Consider the following 26250-nt stretch of genomic DNA (forward strand, 5'->3'; position numbering starts at 1 on the left):
TGGTTTACTATTCGAGACGCGAATCGCAGCACAATTTACTCCTGTCTGGTACCGACCAGGGGCATGAGTGGGGAGTACAGGGACAGTGTTGAAGAGGCAGCGCGCATTGACTTGCTGGGTGGGCGGGAACGATCTCAAAGCTGTTAACGACAGCGAGGTCGGGCCGATTTTGTCGACCCTGCGGGCTGCGTCCTTTGATCGTGTCGAGCTGCTTTGTTCTTACCCTGTCGAGCGGGTTGAGCCCTATCTGGCATGGTTGCGCGAGCGTGTCGATATACCGGTCGAGGCTCATTACGAATCTCTGAGCTCCCCAGTCCACTTCGGGGAAATCTACCAGGCCGCCAACAAGCATCTGGAGCGCTTGTCCGCTTCCCGTGCCGATCTTTCGATTCTGCTCAGCCCAGGCACGCCTGCCATGCAGGCCGTGTGGATTCTTCTCGGCAAGACTCGCTATCCGGCCACTTTCTACCAATCCTCCCTCGAGCAGGGCGTACAGCAGGTTGAGGTACCATTCGAGATAGCCGCCGAGTACGTGCCCGCCGCCAATGGCATCACCAGCGACAAGCTACTGGAGCTGGCAGGACAGGACGTTCCCGTCAACGCAGCCTTCGACAGCATTGTCACGCAGAGCGAGCGTATGTTGACGCTTAAGGCTCAAGCGCAGGTCCTGGCACAGAAACAAGTACCGGTGCTGATCTACGGTGAAACCGGTACTGGCAAAGAGCTATTTGCCAGGGCTATCCACAACGCCGGTCCACGTTCTGCTGGCCCCTTCATTGCGGTCAACTGCGGGGCGATTGCGCCTGAACTCATCGACTCCACTCTATTTGGCCATAGAAAAGGTGCTTTCACCGGTGCGGTGGAGAATCGAGATGGGGTGTTCCAGCAAGCGCATGGCGGCACGCTGTTTCTGGATGAATTTGGTGAGCTGAAGCCGGACGTGCAGGTTCGCCTATTGCGAGTCCTCCAGGGAGGCACGCTCACGCCGGTTGGAGGCAGCCAGGAGTTAAAGGTCGACGTGCGGCTGATTACGGCTACCCACCGAAATCTGATGCAGGAAGTGGCTCTGGGGCGTTTCCGCGAGGACTTGTTCTATCGGATAGCTGTCGGAGTTCTTCATCTGCCGCCTCTGCGGGAACGTGAGGGGGATCTGCTCCTGCTGGCAGATGCGCTGCTTGAAAGCCTCGCTGAGCAAGATTCCTCGCTAGCTGGTAAGAAAATTTCCGCTGAAGCAAAAAAACTTATTCTGAAACATCCCTGGCGTGGCAATGTCCGGGAGCTTCAGTCCACATTGCTTCGAGCTGCGCTGTGGTGCCAGGGAAGTGCAATCGGTGCGGCGGATATTGAACAGGCGCTGTTTCAACTTCCGCAGGAACAAGCCGACATCATGGCGCGGGATGTTGCACAAGGTATTGATTTGCAAGAGGTAGTTGCTGAGGTTGCAGGGCATTACCTGCACAAGGCACTCACTCTCACCGGGCACAACAAGACTCGCGCTGCCAGCCTGTTGGGCCTTAAAAGCCAGCAAACGCTGAGCAATTGGATGGACAAATACGGCATCGAATAAAAACTTGGCACGGTCCTCGCTGTAGGACTGGCATGGACAAAATCGCCTATATGAAATCAGCCAACTTCGAATTCCTTCGCTCCGGCAACGAGTTGCTGGTAAACCTCGCGGGCCTGGCCGAAGCCGTATTGTTTATTGACCCGGGCAGCGCGCTGACTCGTCTGCGCAGCTTTGCCGAAGAGCTGACCAAGGCCATCTACAAGGAAGAGCTGCTGCCGCGCATGCCGCAGTCGACCTTCTACGATCTGGTGAAAAACCCTGTGTTTGTCGATTGCGTCAGCAAGCCTCTGGTTCATCAGATCAACTTTCTGCGTATTCAGGGCAACGACACCGCCCATGGTGCCGAAGGTGATCTGCGCAACGCACAGTTGGCGCTGAAGACTGCTCACCAACTGGCCATGTACATGGCCATCAAGTACTACGGCACTGCGCAGGCTGATATTCCGCCCTTTGCCGAGGTGCAGGATCCGACAGCAGCGTTGGCCAGCCTGCAGAAGACGGTTTCCAGCTACGAGAAGGAGCTCAACCAGCAGCAGGAAGAGCTTCAACGTGTCATGGACAAGCTGGAGCAGGAGCGCACCCGCAATCTCGACAAGCTGGAGCCGCCGGCCAAGCCTGACCAGCAAAAGCGCCAGCAACAGAGCCAGAAGGTTGCCGATAGCCTGCAATGGAACGAGGCCAAGACTCGTACCCTGCTGATCGATGCCATGCTTCTGCAGGCCGGCTGGGATGTCAGCAACCCCGCTCAGGTCGGTCAGGAGGTGGAGGTCGACTTCCCGGATAACACCTCTGGCAAGGGGCGTGCGGATTACGTGCTATGGGGTGATAACGGCCAGCCGCTGGCCGTAATCGAAGCCAAGAAATCCGGCAATGTCAGCCTGCAGGCCGGGCGCGAACAGGCCCGCATGTACGCCGACGGCTTCGAACGCATGGGCATGCAACGCCCGGTGATCTTCTACAGCAACGGCTACGAAACCTTCATCTGGGACGACCAGCAATACAACACCTACCGCCCCGTCTACGGCCTCTACAGCAAGGACAGCCTCGAATACCTGATCTACCAGCGCCAGTACCGCATTGCCGAGGTTGAAAAGTACAACCCCGAGCTGAGCATTGCTGATCGCCCCTACCAGATCGAAGCGATCAAGACTGTCGCCGCGCACTTCCAAAAGCAGCGCCGCAAGGCCCTGATCATCCAGGCCACAGGCACCGGCAAAACCCGTGTGGCCATCGCCCTGGCCGAGCTGCTTCTGCGCACCAGTTGGGCCAAGCGCGTATTGTTCCTGTGTGATCGCAAGGAGCTGCGCGTACAGGCCGATGATGCCTTCAAGCAGAACCTGCCCAGCGAGCCGCGCTGCGTGATTGGCGAAACCAACAAAGTCGACCGGACCGCGCGCATCTATATCGCCACCTACCCGGGCATGATGAACCGCTTCGCCCAGCTTGACGTGGGCTTCTTCGACCTGATCGTTGCCGACGAAAGCCACCGCAGCATCTACAACAAGTACCGCGACCTGTTCGACTACTTCGATGCGTTGCAGGTGGGCCTGACCGCCACCCCGGTGAAGTTCATCAGCCGCAACACCTTCGACATGTTCGACTGTGAAACCACCGACCCCACCTTCGAGTTCGGCCTGGATGCCGCCATCAACAACGAGCCGCCCTACCTGGTGCCGTTCCGCGTACGCGACCTCACCACCGATTTTCTGCGCGATGGCATCCACTACAACGACCTGAGCGATGAGCAGAAGCGCCAACTCGAAGAAGATCTCGGTGAAGAGGAGGCCAAGCGCACCACCATCGCTGGCAAGGACATCGGCCGCAAGATCTTCAGTGAAGACACCGACCGCATCATCCTGGAAAACCTGATCAACAACGGCATCAAGGACGAAACCGGCTCGCTGGTCGGCAAGACCATCATTTTTGCCCAGCGCCAGGATCATGCCGAGCACCTGGAAAAGCTCTTCTGCAAGCTCTATCCGCAGTATGGCACCAAGGTCTGCAAGGTTATCCACAATGCCATTCCGCACGTGGACACCCTGATCAAGGAATTCAAGAAGCCGGATAACGACTTCCGCATCGCCATCTCGGTGGACATGCTCGACACCGGCATCGATGTGCCCGAAGTGGTCAACCTGGTATTCGCCAAGCCGGTTAAGTCCTGGGTCAAGTTCTGGCAGATGATCGGCCGTGGTACGCGCCTGCGCCCCAACCTGTTCGGCCCAGGCAAGAACAAGAGTGAATTCCTGATCTTCGACCACTACGGCAACTTCGACTACTTCGAGCAGGAGTATCAGGAGCCGGAGGACACTGGCGGCAAATCCCTCCTGCAAACCACCTTCGAGGCGCGCGTGGAGCTGGCACAGGCGGCGCTCAAGCACAACCATGCAGCCGCCTTCGATACCGCCATCGAGCTACTGCGGGCGGACATCAATGACCTGCCGGACACCAGCGTGGCCGTGAAACGCGAGCTGCGAGTCGTGCATCAGTTGCAGCAAACCGTGCTGCTGAAACAGTTCGATGCCAAAACCCAGCACCTGCTGACGGACAGTATCGCCCCGCTGATGTCGGCCCGGGTGCTGCGCGACAAACATGCCACCGCGCTGGACAAGCTGATCGCAGGCATTCAACGCTGCCTGGTCGAGCAGGCCAGTTGCTTTGAGGATGGCAAGATCACTCTGCTGGCCGAAGTGGACAAGCTCGCCGTTAACATCCAGGCCGTTCGCCAGAAGGATGCCATGATCGCTGAGGTACGCAGCGCCGAGTTCTGGCAACAACCCAGCATCGGCAAGCTGGAACATGCCCGCCAAGAACTGCGCGGCATCATGAAGTACCGGCAGACCGACATCGGGCCTGGCTATGGCATAGACACCACACGAACCACGGATGGCAACGTCCAGGGCGAAGAGCGTGTGGTGTATATCGCCGGCGCCAACGAGGCGATGATCTACCGCCGCCGCCTCAAGGACATTCTTGACGGTATGCTGGCCGTCAATCCAACTCTGCAGAAAATCCACAAGGGCGAGCCGATTGCCGAGCCAGAACTGAAGACGCTCACCTCGACCATCCTCACCAGCCATCCGGGCTTTAGCCTGGACGTGCTCAACGAGTTCTACGGCCGTGCGGCCGATCAGCTGCATCTCACCGTGCGAGAGATCATTGGCCTGGATGCGCAAGCCATCGAGGAGCATTTCAAGAGTTTCCTTCATGCCCATCCCAGCCTGACCGCCCAGCAGGTTCGCTTCATGAACCTGCTGAAGAATTACATCGCTCAGCACGGCAGCATCGTTGTGGAAAAGCTCTACGAACCGCCGTTCGCCAATATTTCCCACGAGGGTATCGACGGCGTCTTCGCCCCTGAGGATGTCAGCGAGTTGGTCGCCGTGCTTAAGCCTTTCCTGCGCGGGGATGCCTCGCCAAGCAGTCACTAGGAGTGATCATGCAAGCCAGCCAATGGACGACAGAAACCATCGTGATCTGCGGGGTGCTCGCTATCGCCGCCGCGCTTATCGGCTACGTGATCGCCGCCCTGCGCCAGGGAAGGCAGATCAGCCAGCTCAGCATGCAGCTTGAGCAAGCAGAGCAGGCCAGGGCGTCGACTGAGACTCAGCAGCAATCTCTGCAGATTCAGCTCAAGGCAGCAGAAGCACGCAGCCATGAGCTGCAGATCGAAGAGGGCAAGCTGAAGGCGCAGTTGCAAGCATCGGCCGATACCGCGGCACGTTTTTCTACGGAGCTGCATGAGCGTAAAGCGGCCGGATCAGACTTGCAGGTGAAACTGGACGAAGCTACCCGGCAACATCACGAGGCCGCCAAGCGTCTGGAGGCTGTACAGGCTGGCGCCCGGGGGCTCCAGGATCAGGTGACCGAATTGCGCCAGCGCCTCGACACCTCGACAACGACAAATGCTGCGTTGCAAGAGGAGCGTGACTCCCTCAAGGATGCCTTGGCGACTGAGGAAACTCGCGCGAAGGTGGCGGAAACCGCCGAGCGTGAAGCTCGCGAACAGCTCAACGAGATCAAGCAAAAGCTGGTCGAGCATGCACAGGCATTCGACGCTTTGCAGGCGCGTTATCAGTCGACGAGCAATGAGCATGCAGAGCTGGGGACCGCTCTGGACAAGAGCGAGAAGCAAGTGGCCGAGCTACGAGAGCGCCTGGCTCAGGCTCAAGCCACAAATGAACAGCTACACACGGATCGTGACCGTCTGAAAGACGGACTGGCGGATGAAGGCAAACGGGCCAAGGCCCTGGAAACTGCCGAGCGCGATGTGCGAAACCAACTTCTTGAAACCAAGGAAGCGCTTTCTCAGCAAGTACGATCGTTCAACGAGCTGCAGGAGCGCCTGAACGTACTTTCGTCTGAGCACACCGAACTCAAGACCACCTTGCAGAAGCGCGAGGAGCATTTCCAGGAACAGATGGCGCAGTTGGCCGACACCCGCAAGTCGCTGACCCAGGAATTTGAAAACCTGGCCAACAAGATTTTCGAGGAGAAGGGCAAGACCTTCACCCAGGCCAGCCAGACCAGTATCGATGGGATGCTCAAGCCTTTCCGCGAGCAGATAGAAGGCTTCCAGAAGCGCATCAACGAAGTTCATGATGCCTCGCTGCAAGGCAACACCAGCCTTAATGCCGAAATCAGGAAGGTGCTGGAAATCGGCCTGCAGATGAGCAAAGAGGCCAATAATCTGACCTCGGCCCTCAAGGGTGACTCCCAGCAGCGCGGCGCCTGGGGTGAGGCACAACTGCGTCGCACGCTGGAAATGAGCGGCCTGATCGAAGAGGCGCACTACGAAGTGCAGAGCGCCTTCAAGGATGCCGAAGGCCGTTCCAGGCAGACCGACTACCTGATCAAGCTGCCCGACGGCAAACACATCATCATCGACAGCAAGGTTTCGCTGGTTGCATACGACCGCGCCGTGGCCGCCGAGTCTACGGAAGAATGCCAACTGGCGATGGCTGAGCACGTCAAAGCCGTACGCAAGCACATCGACGACCTTGCCTCCAAGGACTACACCAACCTCGTCGGTATGCGCAGCCCCAGCTTCGTGCTGATGTTCATGCCCATCGAGCCGGCTTACATCGAGGCCATGAAGCACAACAAGGACCTGTTCGAGTACGGCTACAAGAAAGGCATCGTGCTGGTCTCGCACACCACCCTGATTCCCATTCTGCGTACCGTCTCCAACCTCTGGATGATCGAGCGCAGCAACGCCGAAGCGCGGGAAATCAGCGAGAAGGCGGGCGAGATCTACAACCAGGTCTGCACCGTGGCCGAGCGCCTCGGCAAGCTGGGCGGCACTCTCAACACCGTCAGCAACCACTACAACGACACCGTCAAGGCGCTGGCTGGCAAGCAAGGCCTCTACGGAAAGGTGGAGCGCTTCAACAAGCTCTCGGCCAAGGTCAGCAAGACCCTGCCAGCGCTGGAGCCCACCCACATGGACTTCGAGAGCGAGCGGCTCGCGCTGATCGTAGAGGCGCTCGAGGAAGCGCCGGAGCCAGCCGACGATCTGCCGCAACTGATCCAGAACCGTCACGAAGGCGAGCTGCTACCGCAGGCCTGACAATCCATTTTTGAACGAGAGAAGTACCCCGAATGCTCACCGGCAAAATCCGCAATGATATCGATAAGCTCTGGGAAAAATTCTGGACTGGCGGCATCACCAATCCACTGACCGTGATCGAGCAGATCAGCTACCTGATGTTCGCTCGCATGCTCGACATGCAGGAAGACGTGGCCGAACGCAAAGCCAACCGAACCGGCAAAGACTTCGCCCGCCTGTTTCCCAATTCGCCGGAAGGTCAGCTGCTGCGCTGGAAAAACTTCCGCAACATGAGCGGTAAGGAGCTGCACAAGCATCTCAAGCAGAACGTCTATCCCTTCTTCGCCAAGCTCGGCAGTGCCGACGGTGAGGGTGGCGAGCGTGAAGGGCTCGGCCATATCAGCGAATACATGCAGGACGCCGACCTGGAGATCAAGAACGAGTCGGTGCTGACCTCCGCCGTGGAGATGGTCAACGACCTGCCGCTGACCCAGAGCGACGTTAAGGGCGATATCTACGAATACCTGCTGAGCAAGCTCACCACCGCCGGCATCAACGGCCAGTTCCGCACGCCGCGCCACATCATCGACGCCATGATCGAACTGATCGCCCCGCAACCGACGGACGTGATTTGCGACCCGGCCTGCGGCACGGCGGGCTTCCTCGCCCGCACCATGGAATACCTCAACCGTGTGCATTCCAGTCCGGAAGGCACCTTCAGCGATGAAGACGGTAATCTGCATTACTCGGGCGACTTGCTCGAACCCTACCGCCAGCACATCAACAGCCAGATGTTCTGGGGCTTCGACTTCGACACCACCATGCTGCGCGTCTCCAGCATGAACATGATGCTGCACGGCGTGAACGGCGCGAACATCCGCTACCAGGACTCCCTGAGCAAATCCATCAAGGAGCACTACCCGCGCCAGGAGCAGAACTTCTTCGACGTAGTGCTGGCCAACCCGCCGTTCAAAGGCAGCCTGGACGAAACCAACACCAATCCCGACGTGCTCGGTCTGGTGAAAACCAAGAAGACCGAGCTGCTGTTCGTCGCCCATATCCTCCGCTCGCTCAAGCTCGGCGGCCGCGCCGCAGTGATCGTGCCGGACGGCGTGCTGTTCGGCTCCAGCAAGGCCCACCAGCAACTGCGTCAGGAACTGCTCGATAACAACCAGCTGGAAGGCATCGTCAGCCTGCCGAGCGGCGTATTCAAACCCTACGCTGGCGTCAGCACCGCCATCCTGATCTTCACCAAGGGCGGTACCACCGAGCGTGTGTGGTTCTACGACCTGCAGGCCGACGGCTACTCGCTGGACGACAAACGCACCGAGCTGAAAGGTGAAGGCAGCAATGACCTGCCCGACGCCATCGCCCAGTGGCACAAATACCGGCAGATGGTTGAAAGCAATATCAGCGCCAGCACCATCAATACCCTGTTCGGAGACAAGCGCAAAAAGGCCTTTGTCGTGCAAGCCGAGGACATCGCCGCCAACAAGTACGACCTCTCCATCAACCGCTACAAGGAAGTGGAGTACCAGCAGGAGCAGTACGAAGACCCGAAGGTGATTCTGCAACGGCTAAAAGGGCTGGAGCAGGAAATTCTGGCGGATCTGGATGAGCTGGAGGGAATGCTGTGAGTTGGCCGTTGGTTAAATTGCATGATGTATGCCGCCCTCGGCAGTGGAAAACTATATCCGCCAGTAATCTGCTTGAAGAGGGTTACCCGGTTTATGGCGCAAATGGAAAAATCGGTTTCTACTCAGAGTATACCCACGAATTCCCGGCGCTGATGATAACTTGTCGTGGTGCTACTTGCGGAAATGTCCATATATCTGAGCCAAAGTCTTACATTAATGGCAATGCAATGGCTTTGGATGAATTGGATGGTGAGAGGGTAGATATTAGGTTTCTCTATTATTACCTGTTAGGGCGAGGTTTCGATGACGTTATTTCTGGTTCGGCACAGCCTCAAATAACTGGGCAGGGACTTACAAAGATTGAAATCCCCCTCCCACCCTTACCCGAACAAAAGCGCATCGCCGCCATCCTCGACAAGGCCGACGCCATCCGCCGCAAACGCCAGCAAGCCATCCAGCTCGCCGACGACTTCCTCCGCGCCGTGTTTCTGGACATGTTCGGCGACCCGGTGACCAATCCGATGGGGTGGGATGTCGTCGAGCTTTCAACGCTTGTTGATCCTCGCGATAAGTTGAATTACGGGGTTGTTCAACCGGGTGAGAATGAAGAGGATGGGGTTCCACTGGTGAGGTCTGGCGACCTTTCTGATGTTACTCCTGACGTCAAAAAGCTTAGGCGAGTATCGGCGAGCATAGATTCAAAGCATAGAAAATCAAAGCTTAAGGGAAATGAAATTCTGATCGCGTGCGTAGGCACTATTGGCCGTGTCGGTTGGGTTAGTGATGCAATGATCGGATGGAATATTGCACGCGCAGTTACACGTATACCAATTCGTGAAGGGGTAAATCGAGAGTATGTTTATCGTTATCTTCAGAGTCCGGTGGTTCAAGGCTATTTCGAGCGGGAAACTCGAGCTGTAGCGCAGCCCACATTGAATGTTGGTCTGATTGCAAAAACTCCAGTGGCGTTACCTCCTCATGACATGCAAATAGCTTTTCTGGAGCGTTATGGATCTATTCAGACGCACAAAGAACGCCTTCTGAATGCTCTTGACGCACAAGAGAGATTATCTGGCTCTTTGAGCCAAAGAGCCTTTTCAGGCAAGCTCTAAGGAGAGAGTATGATCAGTGAAATCCAAATCACTCCACCGTTAGCTACCTATCAGAATCCTGCGAAACTCAATGATCTTCGCCGCATTAACTATATTTTTGGAGCTAATGGAACCGGCAAAACCACCATCAGCCGTGTGATTGCTCAGGCGCCCGGGCACGAGCACTGCCACCTTCTATGGCAAGGTGGTTTGCCGCTGGAGGTGATGTTCTATAACCGTGACTTCGTTGATCGAAACTTCAATCAGGATGGCCCTCTGCAAGGCGTTTTTACCTTAGGTGAGAATCAGGTTGAAGCAGAGCGTGAGATCGCCCGCTTACAGCCTGAAATAGAAAGGGTGAACGGCCAAATATCAAGTCTTAATATCCAATTGGATGGAGAGGACGGCCAATCCGGTAAGCGCAAAGAGCTGGCAGACATAGAGCCTGCGCTGAGGGACAAATGCTGGAGGCAGAAGCAACTCCACGATGATTATTTTCAAACGGCATTCTCTGGTGTTCGCAGTAGTGCCGAAAAATTCAAAGATAAGGTTTTGGCCGAGCAAGCAACGAATACGGCTGAATTGCGTTCGTTGGTCGAACTGAAAGAAAAAGCTCAAACCGTTTTCTCAAATAATATCGTACGTGCTTCGTTGCTTGGGAATTTGGTAGCCGATGATCTCCTTGTGGCTGAGGGGGATGCGCTGTTGCAAAAAGTGATTGTAGGCAACCAGGATGTTGATATTGCTGCACTAATCAATCGCTTGGGAAACAGTGATTGGGTTAAACAAGGCCTTAAGTATCGCGAGCAAGAATCAGAGATATGCCCTTTTTGCCAGCAACCAACGGATGAGCATTTTGCAGATAGTCTGGTGTCGTTCTTTAGTGAGGCCTATGATAACGACATTCAAGCGCTAAGGGAGCTGAAAGAAAATTACCAAAAAGCAAGTGAACAGTTGGTGGCTACCATGCAGCGCAATATGGAGCTCAATCACCCTTTTCTGAATGCTGAGCTATTTAGCGTGGAAGCTCAGGCGCTTGTCGAAAGGCTGAAAGGCAATCAGGCTAGATTGACAAAAAAGCTCGATGAGCCTAGCCGAAAAGTAGACCTTGAACCGGTTCAGTCACTGATCAACAAGTTGCAAGCCTTGGTGGCTGAGGCAAATAAGGCGACTATCCATCACAACCAAATCGTAGAAAATATTACGACTGAAAAAAATACATTGACTGCGCAAGTGTGGCGCTATGTGCTCAATGAATTGGCAGATGACTTGCAGAAGTATCAACAACTCAAGGATCTCCTGATACGAACAATCCAAGGCATGGAGCAAAGTCTTGGAGATAAGAAAAGGCAGCTCCGCGACCTGCAAGATCAGGTTAAAGAACTGGAAAAACAAACCACCTCCATTCAGCCAACTATTGTGGCAATTAACGATCTGTTGCGGAAATTCGGTTTCCATTCCTTTTCCATCGGTGATGCCGATGAAGGTCGGCATTATCGAATTGTACGTGCTAACGGAGAGGATGCCAGTCGCTCACTGAGTGAAGGCGAAAAAACGTTTATTACATTTTTGTATTTTTATTATCTCATTAAAGGTGCTCAGTCGCCCTCGGGTATCACGGCAAATCGGGTGGTAGTGTTTGATGATCCTATCTCCTCGTTAGATAGCGACATCCTCTACATCGTCAGTAGCCTGATTAAAGGTGTTATGGAAGAGGCGAGAGGTCCGGGTTCACAAATTAAGCAGATATTTTTGCTGACTCATAATGTCTATTTCCACAAAGAGATCAGTTTCAATAGAGCTAGGCCTTCTGATGGAGCGCTTAACGAGGAGAGCTTCTGGCTGGTAAAGAAGCTACAGCATGGTTCCGTTGTAGAACGGTGCGCGACGAATCCGATTCGCTCGGCTTATGAGTTGTTATGGGAAGACGTGAAGTCAGAAAATATTTCGAGTGTTAGTCTGCAAAATACATTGCGCCGTATATTGGAAAATTACTTCACCATGTGGGGCGGAATGGGTAAGGACGAAATTTGTGCGCTCTTTGAGGGGCGTGACAAGCTGATTTGCCAGTCTCTGTTTTCTTGGGTAAACGACGGGTCTCACTCGATTCATGATGATCTTTACGTTAATCATGGAGAGCAAACTAATGAGGCATATTTGCGCGTTTTCGAAAGTATCTTCGATAAGGCTGGCCAGATTGGCCACTACAAGATGATGGTTGGGTATCAAGAGCTGCAGCCAGCGCAGATTGCTGGGGAGATTGAGCAGTACGCTGAGGCTCCCGTGGTTCAGGCCAACTGAATCCTGCTACCAAAAAAGGACGTCGTACATGTCTTCACAAAAGTATTCAGTTACCCCCTTGGCTGCATGACTTGAGGTGCGCGGAAACGAGGTAGGGTCAAGGAGACTTGGCAGTGCCTCTACCATGCAGGGCATGATTCGGATTACAGCATTGCGCGCTACGGTTTGAACTCGCTGGCCGAAGTGGTCGCGTGGGCCCGGCCGGAATTAGTTCCGCCCCGCAATGGACGAACCAGCAAGGCGCTGAGAGCGCTGGGGTTCGATGTGAAGGTCTACGGATCTTGCGCGAGTAAACATCCTTACCTATCGATAAATAGATTTACTTATTTTTCTGGGATCGCTCATGGCTTTCGCATTTAAGCTTTTGATCTAAAAGAATTTTATTCTTCTGGCATGGAATGCGCTTAGTGGTGAGTGTCACCTAGTAATCAACAAGGAAAGTACAGATGTCTGAACTCAAAAAATTCCAGGTCCAAACCGCACGTCCGCTGCCGATCATCGTGCTGGCTGATATCAGTGGCAGCATGTCGGTCGATGGCAAGATCGAAGCCCTGAACAAGGGGCTCAAGGACATGATCAGCAGTTTTGCCGGTGAGAGCCGTCTGCGTGCAGAGATCCAGGTCAGTGTGATCACCTTTGGCGGCAGCCAGGCTGAGCTGAACCTGCCGTTGACCCCGGCCCACCAACTGCAAAGTTTCACACCGCTGGTGGCAGAGGGCATGACCCCGCTGGGCGGTGCCCTGTCGCTGGCCAGCGAGATGATCGAAGACAAGGACAGCATCCCTTCCCGCGCCTACAAGCCGGTGATCGTGCTGGTCTCTGATGGTTATCCCAATGATGACTGGCAGGGTCCCTTTGCTCGCCTGGTCAATGGCGAACGCTCCTCCAAGGCCACTCGCTTTGCCATGGCCATCGGCGCCGATGCGGATGAGGTAATGCTCAGCGACTTCGCCAATGACCCTGAGGCGCCGCTGTTCCATGCCGAGAACGCCCGAGACATTCACCGTTTCTTCCGGGCAGTGACCATGAGCGTCAGTGCGCGCAGCCAGTCGGCCACACCTAATCAATCGACGCCCTTGCAGATCCCCAGCGCTGACGATCAAGACTGGGAGTTCTGATGCGCCTGCTGGCAGGCGGAGCTTCGGTGCGAGGTCCCGCGCATCAGCTGGATGGCACGCCTAATCAGGATGCTCTGTGCGTCAGCGGTCTACGCGGCGGTTGGTGCATCGCCGTGGCTGATGGGCTGGGCAGCCGTCCGCTTAGTCATCTTGGCTCCCGGAAAGTCGTCCAGCTGTTCAGGCAGCTAGCCCGTCAGCGACAAGACATGCCGCGTGGCACGGTTGCCCCGGTCTTGCGTGATGCCTGGCTGGTTCATTTTGGTGACTGTTACAGGGACCACGAAACGACCTGTCTGTGGGCTCGGGTGGATGCCTCCGGGCGAGGTGTGGCTGGTCAGGTTGGGGATGGCTTGTTGCTGGTTAGAAGCCAGGGTGTGTTCACGGCGCTGACTGAGCGGCGCCAAGGCTTCGGAAATCAGACCACTACTTTGGCGCAGGCGGATTCTCAGGATGGCTGCAGCGTCGACCTCGTGTTGAGTCTCCCGGGTGATGGCGTATTGCTGATGACGGATGGCATCTCTGATGACCTGATTCCGGAGCAGTTGGAGCCATTCTTCGATGCGATTTACCAGCGCCAGTTGCGTTGCAGCAAGCGCCGTATGCGCCAGTGGCTGACACGAGAGCTGCACGGCTGGTCCACACCTCGTCATGGTGACGACAAGACCATCGCTGGAATTTTCAGAACGGATTGAAGCAGATGACCGCGACTACGACAGCGCAGCAGAAGCGTGTGGTGCAGGACACCAAAGGCTCGGTTTATGAGCTGAGAGAGGAAATGAGCCGGGGTGGACAGGGTATTGTCTACCGAACTCAGTATCCCCAGGCCCTGATCAAGGGCTTTACCAACAAGGATGCTCAAGCACGTCTGCGTTGGCATCGTCATATTGCTTGGCTGATTCGTCAGGACCTCAGTGACCTGAAACTGGCCAGGCCCCTGGCGCTGTTGGCTGAACCGCGCTTTGGCTATGTCATGGAGCTGATGGACGGTCTGGTTCCGTTGCAAAGCCTGCTCGACAGCTTCATCAATGCTGAAGATGAGGCGTCTGCCGATTATCTGCGGCAGGGTGGCCTTCGGCGGCGTATCCGTATTTTGAGCCAACTGGCCAGAACACTGAACCAACTGCATGCGCGCGGCATGCTTTACGGCGATCTATCCCCGAGCAATATCTTCGTGTCGGATGACACTGCCCACGCAGAAACCTGGCTGATTGACTGCGACAACATCAGCTTGGAAGCGCATGGCGGTCTGACCGTGCATACGGCGGACTATGGGGCGCCCGAGGTGGTGCGCGGTGATGCGCTGCTGTCCAGCCTGACGGACAGCTGGAGTTTTGCGGTCATCGCTTACCAGTTGCTGACCCATAACCACCCCTTCAAGGGCGAGCTGGTCAGCGAAGGTGAACCCGAGGAAGAAGAGGCTGCGCTGCGTGGTGAGCATCCCTGGATTTATGACGTGCAGGACGATGCCAATCAGTGTTTTGCCAACCTGCCCATCCAACTGATTGAGCACAGTCGGCTGCCAGTGCTCTTCAGCCGCTGCTTCGAGCAGGGGCGGCATCGCGCCAGCGAGCGGCCGAGCATGGCCGAGTGGCTTGAGGCGCTGGCGGAAATTGACGAGCGCCTTTATTGCTGCGCAAGTTGTGGTGGCACTACCTTGCTGCCTGTGGAGCTTGGCTCACTCGATGACGCGTCATGCTTTTTCTGCGACGAGCCTGCCGATAACCGGCTGGTGTTGCTCCAGGAGTTCATTGCTCTACCGGTAGAAGGTGAGAGTCAGTCTGATGAGCTAGGCAACTTGATGGCGACTGGCCGCAAGGTATGGCTGCAGCCGGGAGGCAATCTGGAACTCAAGCGCCTGATGCCAACGTTCAGCTATGACCGTTGGCCTGCCGACCATATCCGCATCGAGTACACCGAGCAGGGGCTCGGTATTCACCCCCTGTCCCAAAGCAAATTGCATCTACAGCGGGGGGCGGCGAAGAAGCCTCTTGAGCGCTACCAGGGGCTTAAGGAAAGTCTGCGTGGACAGCACGAGGAGCCTTACCAGATCCATGTAGGCGACTTGGAAGAGTCCCATGTCATTTGGCAGTTCAGGTGGTGATGGCGTATGGAACTTAAAGACTTTCCCATGCTGTCCGAGGATGTTCTGGCTCTCTCTACGGATGAGCGTATCGACGGTTTCCTGGCCGGCCAGGCGATCTTCCTCCAGAGCTATCAGGATGAGTGGCTGGCGGTTCAGGGCGACTCACGTGTCAGGGTCAACTGCGCTCCGGCTGACCATGGCCTATTTAGCCGTCTGGTAATGCGCGATCAGAGCCGCTGGCTGCTGACCAGCAAACAGGGCGGCAAGCTGCTGGTGCAGTACTGCGCACCAGTCGAAGTGTCCGCCATGCAGCTTGAACTGGGGATAGACGAGCTGATCGCAGATGATCTCTACGGCAAGCAGGAAATCGCCGATAAGAGCATCGACCTTGCTTGCCGATGGTTCGCGGAGCAGTTTCTGGTGCGTGGGCTGGCCGAGGGGGACTGGCTCACCGTCGCGCGCTTTAGCAACAGCGCCTCCAAAGGAGGCTTCCAACTGCTGGGCAAGGGTTGGCGCGCCGATGTGGAGCAACGGCAGGACCGTGGATTGCTGATCAAACGCCTTACCCGCCACTCTCGCCGTGATGGTGCATTTTCATTGCTGATCGGCCAGTTTGCGTTTTGTGATGCCTCCGTTGCCGCTGTTCTCAATAGCGCCAGTCAGCAGGCGTTGCTGGATGCCGCGCTGCGCGACAGTGCCAGTTATTTGGAGTTGTGGAATCTCTACAACGACAAGGAATGGCAGAGTGCATTGCAGCAGGCCGAGACCCTGCGCTCACTGCGTTTCGTGCAATGTGATGGAGGGGAAGATGGACGTGAAAACGTCTGGCGTCTGACTCCGAAATCGCAGGACGACTACCGGGAGTTTCGTCAGCGATGGCGCGATCTCGAATTGCCAAGCGACACCCAGTTCGACCTGGGTACTGAGCGGCCCGACTGGGCTGAAGAGCTGACCACCGACGAGGCGAAGGCAGCCGCGAGCACGCCGCGCGGCACCGTACGCTTTGAGCCTGACTATGTTGTCTTCAAGACTGCCTCAAACCGGCGCGATGTTCGCCCGAAACAGGCTGAGGGCTGGCTCTACCTCTCACTGGCAGGCCAGCGTTCCGTAGGCAAGAGGCGCCTTGCGGCCAAACAATCCATTGACTCGGGCAAGCGGCTGTCGCAGTTGAAGTGGCTTCTGGAGGGCGTTGCGGTGCCGGCGGCCCGGCGCCGGCCCATCAAAGGGCTTACGCCCTATGCGCAGGAAACCTTCAAGGGGGGCAAGCCAACAGAGAAGCAGGCCCTGGCCCTGGATGCTGCACTCAATACACCAGACCTAGCCATCATCATTGGCCCACCCGGTACGGGCAAAACGCAGGTAATCGCGGCATTGCAGCGTCGCCTGGCTGAGGAGGCAGAAGAGCGGAACATTGCCGCGCAGGTCCTGATCAGCAGCTTTCAGCACGATGCCGTAGACAACGCTCTGGATCGCAGCGATGTGTTCGGCTTACCTGGCGCGCGCGTGGGCGGTAAGCGCGGCGCGAGCGATGAGGCGTCGCTGATCGATCCCTGGCTTGAGCGGCATGTTGCCCATTTGCAGGAAAAAATTACCACGGAGTACAGCAAGTACCCGGAACTGGAGAGCATCAGGGATCTGTCGACCAGATTGGCGCTGGCTCGAGTTGTCGGCGCATCGCCAGCTCAACAAGCGGAAGCATTCGACCGCATTTTGGACGGACTGCGAGACCTGGAGCAAAGCGGTCTCATATTGCCGCCCAGGCTGGAAAGTCAGCTTGAGGACCATATCGAGCAACTAAAAAAGCAGGCGCCAAGTTCCGTCGAGAGCCGGCCGGATGTAGAAGCCTTGAGACGCATTCGAGCGTTACGTGTCGAGACCTCCTCATTCGCTGACGATGGCCCCGATCGAGCCTGGGATTTGCTCAGCTGGTTGAAGCGTTGTGGCCAAGGTTGCAGCGCCGAGTTGCTGACATTGCTGCAAGACGCTGCGGATAGCTCGCAGCCGGCGGAGTCGGCTCTGCATGCGCTTGCGGAGTGCCAGGATCGCCTACTCGAACAGTATTTGCCCGATTACCGGCCTACGGAATTGAGGCGTCAGGCGGACCCTGAAGGTCAGGCTCTGCTTGATGAAATCGACAGGCATCTGGAGAGTAAACTGCGCCAGCGCAAGCAGGGCGTAGCCTGGGTGCTGGAGCAGCTCGCCGACAGCCTGGCGATGGACCGCAATGCTGCTCAGGCTGTGGTTAACGAGTACTCCATGGTGGTGGGGGCAACCTGTCAGCAAGCTGCAGGCCGGCAGATGGCGAGTCTGAAGTCAGTGGCTGGTCTGGATGGCTCCGATATTGAGTTCGACACCGTGGTGATCGATGAGGCCGCCCGCGCCAACCCTCTGGATCTGTTTGTGCCGATGTCCATGGCCAAGCGGCGCATCGTCCTGGTGGGCGATGACCGGCAGTTGCCGCACATGCTCGAGCCTGACATTGAAGGGCAACTGCAGGAGGAGCACGAGCTGACTGAGCTGCAACTGGCGGCTTTTCGCTCCAGCCTGTTCGAGCGCATGCGCGTGAAGCTGCAAGACCTGGAGAAGCAGGACACGATTCGCCGGGTCGTGATGCTGGATACCCAGTTCCGCATGCATCCCATATTGGGGGATTTCGTCAGCAAAGAGTTCTACGAGGCTGTTGGTCTAGGGGCGGTACGCTCCGGCAGGGCTGCGGAAGATTTTGTCTTCTCCCAGGATTTGCTGGCTGCTCTAGGGGAGCTTGAGCCGCACTACCGAGGCCGGGTATGCCAATGGATCGACGTACCTGTTGCCCTGGGCAAGGATCAGCGCCGCGGGACGAGCCGGGTCAGGGATATTGAGGCTCAGCGCATTGCTGATGAAGTGGTAAGGCTGATGCATGCCGGAGGTGACAGCCTCTCGATTGGCATCATCACCTTCTATGCGGCGCAACGTGATCTGATCATGGAGAAGCTCGCTCAGCAGCGGATAGAGGGTGTTGCGTTGATGGAGCGCCGCAACGGCGCCTATGAGCCACACGAGCATTTCAAATGGGCCAAAAAGGTGCGAGGCGATGGCTCAGTCAGCCTCGAAGAGCGACTGCGTGTGGGTTCAGTCGACGCCTTTCAAGGCAAGGAGTTTGATGTCGTCTTGCTGTCCTGCGTACGTACCTACCAGCAGGCAAGGCCTGGGCAAGCCAGCGACGATGCAGCCGATCGTGAGAAGCAATTGAATCGCCAGTTTGGCTTCCTGCGTTTGCCGAACCGAATGAACGTGGCTATGAGCCGTCAACGGCAAATGCTGATTTGCGTGGGTGACGCGGCACTGGCAACCAGTCCCGAGGCGGAAGAGGCGGTGCCGGCATTGGCGGCCTTCTACCAGCTGTGTGGAGGTGAGCATGGCAGCCTTCGTTGAAACCGGCACATACCTCAGGTTCGGTCCCGCCCCGAGGGGCAAGAAAAGGCCGGTGCTCTGGCCTGTGCTAGTGCATCGAGTGCTATACCCGGACGCCAAGCGACCGCAGTTGAATCTGTTTCAGCGTGCGGTGTTTGGGTTGATTCGTGCACGCGCTGTCCGCGATGAGACAATCGCCGAGCTGACCGGGCTTCACCAGAACCTGATCAAGCTAATCTTGGCTCAGGGCGTGAGTAATGGTTGGCTGGTGGAGAATGCTCAGGCCCTGACAGCCAAGGGTGAGCGTCTGCTAGACGACGAGGAGACAGACGAGGCCAACCTGAAAGCCGGCTATTTGCTCCAGGACGCGCTGACGGGGCAGTTCTGGCCGCGCCTGGTTGCTCAGCTAAACCAGCTCGAGCCAAGAGACCCACTGGCCCGGTATCCGGAATTTCTGGGGGAAAGAAAGACCGGGGAGACGATCAGGCCATTCATGATTGCGAGCGGGAGAACTGATCTGCCTCCACTCGATCATGAGTCCCTGACGCTGGCTTATCGGGATTATCGCGAAGACTATCGTGCCAACCAGCAACTTGGTCACGGCAACCAACTACCGAAACAGATCAGTTTGCAGGGTGTGCAGCGACTGGATGATGCACCGCAATCTGCACGGGCTCTTGTCTGGGTTACGGCTGATGACGATGGTGGTGACCTATGGTCGGTCAAGGATCCATTTGAGCTACGTGAAAATGCGTGGTGGCTGCAAGGCACGCTTCGGTGGGTAATTGATCGTGACGCAAATCTGCTTGCTCGCCTGGAGCCATTGGTGGGTATAGCGCGAGCTGACAACCAAAGTGTTGAACAGTGGCTGGAAGCATTACGAAAGCAGACTGAGCTGCAGGTCCTGATTGAATTCCCCTGGGTGGAGCGCCAGCCTGATATCAAGCGCCATTTGGCTGCACTGCTGGTGCGCAAAGAGAAGCTCCATCAAGGTGATAGTCACGACCAAGAGTTGGATGCGGCGCTGATGGAATGCCAGAAGCTGCTGGAGGTCGTCATGCAGTGGCTGATTCGCACGTATCCAGCGGACGTAGGACAACTACCAAAACAGCAACGGCCCGATCCGAAGCTTAATCAGCGGATTCTCTCAGCGTTGCAGATCCCTGCATTCACTGAGGAAGTTATCAGGCTGCTGGCTAGGCAGAAGATTGATCAGGTTATCTGGGCTTGCTCAAAGCCTGAGTCCTCGCTTAAGGCGCTCACTTTTGCCGCAGCCATGGGCACTCTTAATGCGCCGCAGCATCCGCTCAAGGTGCTGGGTACTCGTGAGCTGCAGTTGTCGAAGCTATTGGAGCTCGCGGATTTGCGTAATCGGAGCAGCCACGCCCAGAGCAGTTTTACCGGAAGAGAAAAAACTCAACTCACCAGCCGTATGGCGCTGGACAGTATCCAGTACGCCTTGAGCTTCACTGCATGTTTTAAGGAATGGATGTAATGGCGAAGAAGAGCTCAAACAAGTTTGGTCCTCAGCAGATGCCCGCGGCTGCAACTGCCACAGCAGGAGTGCCACGTCCTTCGCTGGAGAAGCAGATCCCTGTCTGGAGTGCTTCATTTGAGAGCGCATCCAAGGTGTACCGGTCGTTTGGTATGAGCCTTGATATCCAGGTCGAGCCGGATTGGTTACGCAGCGTGTGTGAACGTTTCCGGGGCGACGGGGACACCGATCTTGCACGGTGGATTGAGCAATTTGCGAATGTGTGCAAAGAGCTGGTGAGGTTCAAGGAGCGTCTGCACGACGAATATGCCGAGCGCTGGGACGCGGCTAATCAGCTCGCCTTAACTGCTGAAGTAAGGGAGCAAGCACTTGCGACACAGCAGCAAGCGCTTGAGGAAGCAAGCGCTGCTTTGGAGAGTGACAAGGCTGAACTGGCAAGTGAACAAGCACTACTTGCTAGGAAGAAGTCGGAGCTGCTGGATACCGAACGTTCTCTGAACTTGCGTGAAGCAAACGCAGAAGCTGGGTACGCTGAGCAGAACGAGCATGCGCTACGCCAGCTTGAAAAGCGACAGCGCCAACTGACGCAGCAGCATGAAGCTCATCTACAGCAGTTGCAGGATGAGAAACGCAAACTTGATGGCGAGCTCAGTCAGGTCGCCCGGCGCTTGGCCGAGGTCAAGTTCAACTGTACTGAGGAGGAGGCCGAACGCACCAGGCAGTTGGATCAGCGTGAGCATGAAATCCAGCAGCGGAAGATAGAGCTTGATCGTGCACGTAGCAGGCTGGATCGTGAGTGGGCTGAAATCAAGGCTGCAGAGAGCGACTTGGAGCAGCGTATCGCTACTGAAATGGAGGCGGAGCGTACGAGCCATGCGCAAGCTATTTCCAGGATGGAGCGTCAGCGTGACAACGCCTGGAGCAAAGCCGAGGGTTTGAAAGAACAATTGGCGGATATTCAGGAGCTCAAGCAGGCGCTTGGTGAGCAGTCGGCTGCAGAGATTCTGGAACAGCTTGAGAGCTTGCGGCAGGAGAACAGGGTCCTTAAACGCTCGCTGGAGCAGTCGGACACAGCCGAGTTGCAGCGGGAAAATGAATATCTGCGCAGCAGCAAGGCTGATCTTGAGCGAGATATCGCAACGCTGAGACCCGAGTTGGATGATCTGCGGCGAGAGCTGAGCATCAAGCGCGTTGCATCTACTGAGCTGGAGGCTGTAGCGCGGGAGAAGCGCGTACTAGAGCAGCACAAGAATACGCTGGCTGTGCATATCGATGATCTTGAAAGCCGAATCGAGCAGCTCACCAACGCACAGAAAACCCAGACGCCTTTCCCGGCCATGTCGCTTATGGACTCCGATCGTGAGTACCGAGCCAGTATGGAATTGGAGGAAGTGCCCGATCTCAAGTTGTTTGCCGAGGAGCTGCAGCACCGGATCGCCAAGGCCGAAAAGCATGTAGAGCTGTTCTATCCACTCGAGGATATTCGCGTGCTGCTTGGCGGCTTGGCCATGAGCCAATTGCATGTCTTCCAGGGCATCAGCGGGACTGGCAAAACCAGTCTGGCCAAGGCCCTTGCCAAGGCAATGGGAGGGTTCTGTACGGACATCGCCGTTCAAGCCGGTTGGCGTGATCGCGACGATCTGCTGGGGCATTACAACGCGTTCGAGCGCCGCTTTTACGAGAAAGACTGTTTACAGGCCCTGTACAAGGCTCAGACGCTTCGCTGGCAGGACACGTGTAATGTCATCCTGCTGGATGAAATGAATCTTTCTCGCCCCGAGCAGTACTTTGCCGAGTTCCTCTCCGCGCTGGAGAAGAACAATCGGGACGAGCGCTTGATCAGTCTGTCCGAGACGGCCCTACCAAATGCACCTGCCATGCTGCATGAGGGGCGCAAGATTCTGGTGCCAGGCAATGTCTGGTTTATTGGTACGGCCAACCACGATGAAACTACCAATGAACTGGCTGATAAGACCTATGACCGGGCCCATGTGATGACACTGCCCAAGCAGGATCATCGTTTTGATATCAAGAAAATGGAGCCAACGAGCTACTCCTATCGCTCCCTGCGGAAAGCATTTAACCGCGCTCGTGAAGAGAGAAAAGGGGAAGTTACTCAGTTGCTTAATCGTCTGACTGGGGATGCTTTCACTGAGCAGTTGGGCACTCAATTTGCACTCGGGTGGGGGAATCGCTTTGAAAAACAGGCACTGGATTTCATTCCGGTAATGCTGGCGTGTGGTGCCTCCTCAGGTGAAGCGCTGGATCATTTGCTGTCCACTCGTGTGATGCGTTCGGGCAAGGTCACCGGTCGCTACAACGTGAGTGTTGACGCAGTCAGAAACTTGAAAGGCGCCTTGGAGACTTTCTGGATTGAGGCAGATCTGGATGGAGAGCCTCGGAAATCATTTGAATTGCTGGACGCAGATATTAGACGCTTGGAAGGCCGTGGATGATGTGGCTTGATCGACTCACAGGGAAGCAATGCCGTCACCTGCCTGCGGTAGTCGAGCCGGGGCGCTATCAGCTTGCTACCAGCAGCCTGGTTTTCAATGGTCACTCGACGAATTTTTCGGGTGTCTTGGTGAGTGATGGCGGGGATCGCTGTCAGTTGGGTAGTGAGGTGCGCTCTTTTGTTCTACCGCAGCATGCACAGGCTACGGCAGCAGAACTGCTGTCAAAAGCAATAGCAACCATCGATGCCGACATGCAGCCGTCCCCGTTGATGTCGCCGTTGATGCCGGCTGCGATCATTGACGCTCAAAGCCATCTCCTGCCCTTTGAAGAGCGCTTGCTTGATGTGGTGCAACATGGGCATCTGCATCAGATATCGCAACGACCACGTTTGGATTTGCGCTATGAGAACGAGGTGGCGGATGTCGCGCGTGCACGGCGCCTCGATAAAGGTGCACTGGTGCACTTGGCATCCCACTCAGAGTGCTGGCAGCGGCAAACGCTCAGCGGTGTGATTCCCAAGAAAGTGCTCGCCCGATTTAGCGAAGATGACTACGGCATCTACGAGAATCTTGTTTATGCCCGGCTGCTGGACAAAATCGAGCGCCATTTGTGGGGCCGCCTGTTAGCCCTGAAGGACCTGCAGGCAACCCTGAGTCAGGCGCTGGAGTTTTATCAGTCAAAAGAGATTGACTATCGTCTTTCTCGCGAGGTTTGCCGGCTCTGGGGGATGACATTTGACCAGAATGCGACGAGCAAGGCATCGGAGCTCCTGAGCAAAACGCTCGAAACGCTTCAGCGTCTGCACAAGACCATTTCGGGGTTGCAGCAAAGTGGCTTGTACATGCTGGTGAGTCGCCAGGTGCAGGTTACGGGCTCGTTGCACCTAACGAACATCCTCAGCCATGATCCTCATTATCGGCACCTGGCGATTCTCTGGAGTCTTCTGGAAAAAACGACGCAAGGCAGTCGAACAACTCCCGAAGAGCGGCTCAGGCAGAATCAGTATCTAGCACATGCCTATTCACGTTATGCCGGGCTGGTTCTACGACATGCCTTATATCCGTATCTGCATGGGCGCGATGAGGGCATATGGGCCGGTAGAGTCATACGGCTTCAGCAGGATGAGCTGGAGTGGCGGCTGGTAAGCGTCGCCTCTAGAGAGCAATCTGGTGACGAAACCTTGCTCACCGTGGTGCCCTGGCTGAGCAGTACGCCTGGGCTTGAGGCGTTGCAGCAAATCCCTGGGGATAGATTCATTGCCTGGCCCGCTATTGGGCAGGAGCCTCAGCAGGCTGCATATCAGGAGAACTGGATCGCTCTTTCCCCGTCAGACATGTACTGCGTAGAGCGATTTGGCCAGCTTATTGATCGAGTGCTTTACCGTAAGGTGCTGCAGTCTTATGGGAGGCCTCTCACCAAAATGCCAGCAAAAGTACTGGCTTTGGCCGACGGGGTTTCCGGTTTACACGTTGATCATCAGATGCATGTCCTGAGAGTACGAGAGGTGGTATCCAGCGAGCGCGTTGATGAACTGAAAAAGGCCTTGATTGCGGCTAACGCAACTCAGCAGGGGGACGCTCTGGAGCTGCTTAATCAGGAGATACTCGCTTTGGAAACGTGCCCAGTCTGTAAGGAAAAGGCAGGTCTGGTTTTCCAGAGTCCTGCCGGGTTCAGGGCGAACTGCTCGAAGTGCGGCACTGAACGCTATCTACGACAGCAAAAGGGGGAGCTCGTATTTGACCAAATAGTTGCGGGGAATATGGACTTTACCTCCTTGGGACGTAGGGCATTTTCAATGCAGGTTTAAATTTGGTGTTGTGCTTTAAAGTCTCTTAAAGATGGCGTGGACTTGGCAGCCAACTCGTCTTTGAGGGTTAGTCTAATGCGCGAGCACATGAGTGAAATACTTGTGGAAGATTGTTGGGTGCGTGATGTAATCGGGTTATGTATGAGCGGGTCTTTGAAGTCTTGAGAGTTAGCTCTTGCTTAAGAAGGTGGACTCATTAGGATCTGCCTTCTTCGTTGCCTGTTCAGCCAGAACTTGCCGTGCACGCTCCTCGATAAAGTCGAATACTTCTTCCGGGACGCTGTACTGGAACTGTTTGCGGCGATTGCGCGAGACGATGCCGTTGTTACTCAGGCACATCATCACCAGTTGCGCCAGGTCACTGCCGCGGACGTCGTAGCGTACGTCGACGGCCTTGAATATCTGGTCGTAGGCTTGGAGAAACTCGGTTTCTTCATGCAGTTCGACTTCCAGCGCCTGCCTGGCCATCTCCAGGGTGAAAGCCGCGCACGCCGTAGCATCCCAGTAGCGATAGATCCCCTCATTCCCAGTGAATTCGAAGCTCAGGTTGTTCGCATCGAGCCACAATACCCGCCAGAACTCGCGAGCAGGGCGCGAGAAGCTTTGCAGTGCTTCGAGATAGCGCTGTTCCTCGCGCTTCATCGCTACAGAGACGGGCAGCAGCAGGCCATGGCTCATGGCACCGCTTCGGCATAGCGCTTGATGAATCAGGAACCGGGACAGGCGGCCGTTGCCATCCATGAACGGGTGCAGGAAGACGAAACCGAACGAGATGATACCGGCGGCGACCAGCGGATCGATCTGCATGGGCGCTTCGTTGGCGAACTGCATCAGTTCTTCCATCAGGTCTCGGCATAGCTCGGGAGGTGGAGGAACATAGGTCACGCCCGCAGCGCCGCGCAGGCCGTTGTTCAGGTGATTCTGTTCGTGGCGGAAGGCGACAGCCCGATCGAAGGGATTGCTGATCGTGCTGTTCTGCAGCGAGACCAGGTAGTCCTCGGTCAGCGGCTGGCGCTCATGGGCCTGCCGCAGCAACTGGACGAAGCGCTCGGCCTTGTCAGCGCTGGGGGCTTCACGTTCGATGGCGAAGGAGTTGTGGGTTTCGTGGAGGTAGGCCCAGCTCAGGGCCCTGTCCATCATTCCCGCGGGCAGCGAGCCGATGAACTCACGTGACTTGCCGAGAATGTCCAGTGCCAGCAGCGCCTCGATCTCGGGTGTCCGTTCGACCGTAGCGCAGTAATGGAGTGTGCCCAGGCCGTTGAAATCCACCCGCCAGCGGGTATCGCGCCGCGCAGGGCCAGTGATGTAGCGGTCCGGGTCGAACAGCAGGGTTGCTGCGCCTTTTGGACTCACATCATGGGGCAGCCGGGTTCCGCTGAAGGCCTCCCAGAGGAAGCAGGCCTTGCGGATATAGGCGCCGCTCGGGGCCGTGCGAAGCTCTGCCAGCATGGTGGCGGCAGGGATCTGAGGCAATGCCTGGGCCAGCACGCCTAGGTTGACCCCCTCATGTTTCAGGGCGAACAGGACATGAGCACAACAGTCGCCTGGTGGTGGGGCGAGACGCTGAGGTACGGCGAGTTCGCGGCCCAACGGCTCAATCCGCGTGACAGGTCTGATCACTGCAGGACGCTGAATCGGGAAGACTTTCAGCTTCAGGGTTTCGACGAGAAAGGCATAGCCGACAAGTGGGCTCTCCATTCTGTGCTCCTGGCTAAAGTTTTTTGAACCGGGCAAACATTATTTGAAAAATATG

Annotated in this window: 14 protein-coding genes; 13 read left to right on the top strand and 1 reads right to left on the bottom strand. The window is 56.4% G+C overall.

Annotated features, from left to right (window positions below; all coding sequences use genetic code 11):
• Positions 1-85 precede the first annotated feature (85 nt).
• The 13 genes from OU419_RS01460 (at position 86) to OU419_RS01520 (ending at position 24497) form a co-directional block, all read left to right on the top strand.
• The gene (locus OU419_RS01460; RefSeq protein ID WP_079391659.1) at positions 86-1567 is read left to right on the top strand and encodes a sigma-54 interaction domain-containing protein; all 1482 of its coding nucleotides are present in this window, start codon (positions 86-88) and stop codon (positions 1565-1567) included.
• A 50-nt stretch (positions 1568-1617) separates the two neighbouring features.
• Positions 1618-4998 carry a type I restriction endonuclease subunit R gene (locus OU419_RS01465; RefSeq protein ID WP_326494079.1) on the top strand — a complete coding sequence of 1127 codons (3381 nt, stop codon included), beginning with the start codon at positions 1618-1620 and terminating at the stop codon, positions 4996-4998.
• A gap of 8 nt (positions 4999-5006) precedes the next feature.
• Positions 5007-7136, top strand: coding sequence for a DNA recombination protein RmuC (rmuC, locus tag OU419_RS01470; protein WP_254469942.1), 2130 nt, complete (start codon positions 5007-5009; stop codon positions 7134-7136).
• A gap of 32 nt (positions 7137-7168) precedes the next feature.
• The gene (locus OU419_RS01475) at positions 7169-8752 is read left to right on the top strand and encodes a type I restriction-modification system subunit M (RefSeq protein WP_254469943.1); all 1584 of its coding nucleotides are present in this window, start codon (positions 7169-7171) and stop codon (positions 8750-8752) included.
• Positions 8749-9864, top strand: a complete 1116-nt coding sequence (locus OU419_RS01480) for a restriction endonuclease subunit S (RefSeq protein ID WP_082936664.1) — start codon at positions 8749-8751, stop codon at positions 9862-9864. The genes OU419_RS01475 and OU419_RS01480 overlap by 4 nt, the downstream gene beginning before the upstream one ends.
• 9 nt (positions 9865-9873) lie before the next feature.
• Positions 9874-12144, top strand: a complete 2271-nt coding sequence (locus OU419_RS01485) for an AAA family ATPase (RefSeq protein ID WP_064581690.1) — start codon at positions 9874-9876, stop codon at positions 12142-12144.
• A 446-nt stretch (positions 12145-12590) separates the two neighbouring features.
• Complete coding sequence (locus OU419_RS01490) at positions 12591-13262, top strand: vWA domain-containing protein (RefSeq protein WP_254469944.1); 672 nt, start codon at positions 12591-12593, stop codon at positions 13260-13262.
• Complete coding sequence (locus OU419_RS01495; protein WP_034030916.1) at positions 13262-13954, top strand: PP2C family serine/threonine-protein phosphatase; 693 nt, start codon at positions 13262-13264, stop codon at positions 13952-13954. Before OU419_RS01490 ends, OU419_RS01495 begins: the two co-directional genes overlap by 1 nt.
• Positions 13955-13959: 5 nt before the next feature.
• The gene (locus OU419_RS01500; RefSeq protein ID WP_034030915.1) at positions 13960-15363 is read left to right on the top strand and encodes a protein kinase domain-containing protein; all 1404 of its coding nucleotides are present in this window, start codon (positions 13960-13962) and stop codon (positions 15361-15363) included.
• 6 nt (positions 15364-15369) lie between these two features.
• Positions 15370-18759, top strand: coding sequence for a DEAD/DEAH box helicase (locus OU419_RS01505; protein ID WP_254469945.1), 3390 nt, complete (start codon positions 15370-15372; stop codon positions 18757-18759).
• On the top strand, positions 18743-20233 hold the full coding sequence (locus OU419_RS01510; RefSeq protein ID WP_034030913.1) for a hypothetical protein: 1491 nt from the start codon (positions 18743-18745) through the stop codon (positions 20231-20233). Before OU419_RS01505 ends, OU419_RS01510 begins: the two co-directional genes overlap by 17 nt.
• Complete coding sequence (locus tag OU419_RS01515; protein WP_034030911.1) at positions 20233-22689, top strand: AAA family ATPase; 2457 nt, start codon at positions 20233-20235, stop codon at positions 22687-22689. The genes OU419_RS01510 and OU419_RS01515 overlap by 1 nt, the downstream gene beginning before the upstream one ends.
• Entirely contained in the window at positions 22686-24497 is a 1812-nt protein-coding gene (locus OU419_RS01520; protein ID WP_034030910.1) for a hypothetical protein, read from the top strand. Before OU419_RS01515 ends, OU419_RS01520 begins: the two co-directional genes overlap by 4 nt.
• A gap of 168 nt (positions 24498-24665) precedes the next feature.
• Here OU419_RS01520 and OU419_RS01525 read toward each other — a convergent pair whose 3' ends face one another.
• Positions 24666-26195, bottom strand: coding sequence for a Fic family protein (locus OU419_RS01525; RefSeq protein ID WP_254469946.1), 1530 nt, complete (start codon positions 26193-26195; stop codon positions 24666-24668).
• Positions 26196-26250 lie beyond the last annotated feature (55 nt).

The organism is Pseudomonas triclosanedens (genome assembly GCF_026686735.1).
Lineage (GTDB): Bacteria > Pseudomonadota > Gammaproteobacteria > Pseudomonadales > Pseudomonadaceae > Pseudomonas > Pseudomonas triclosanedens.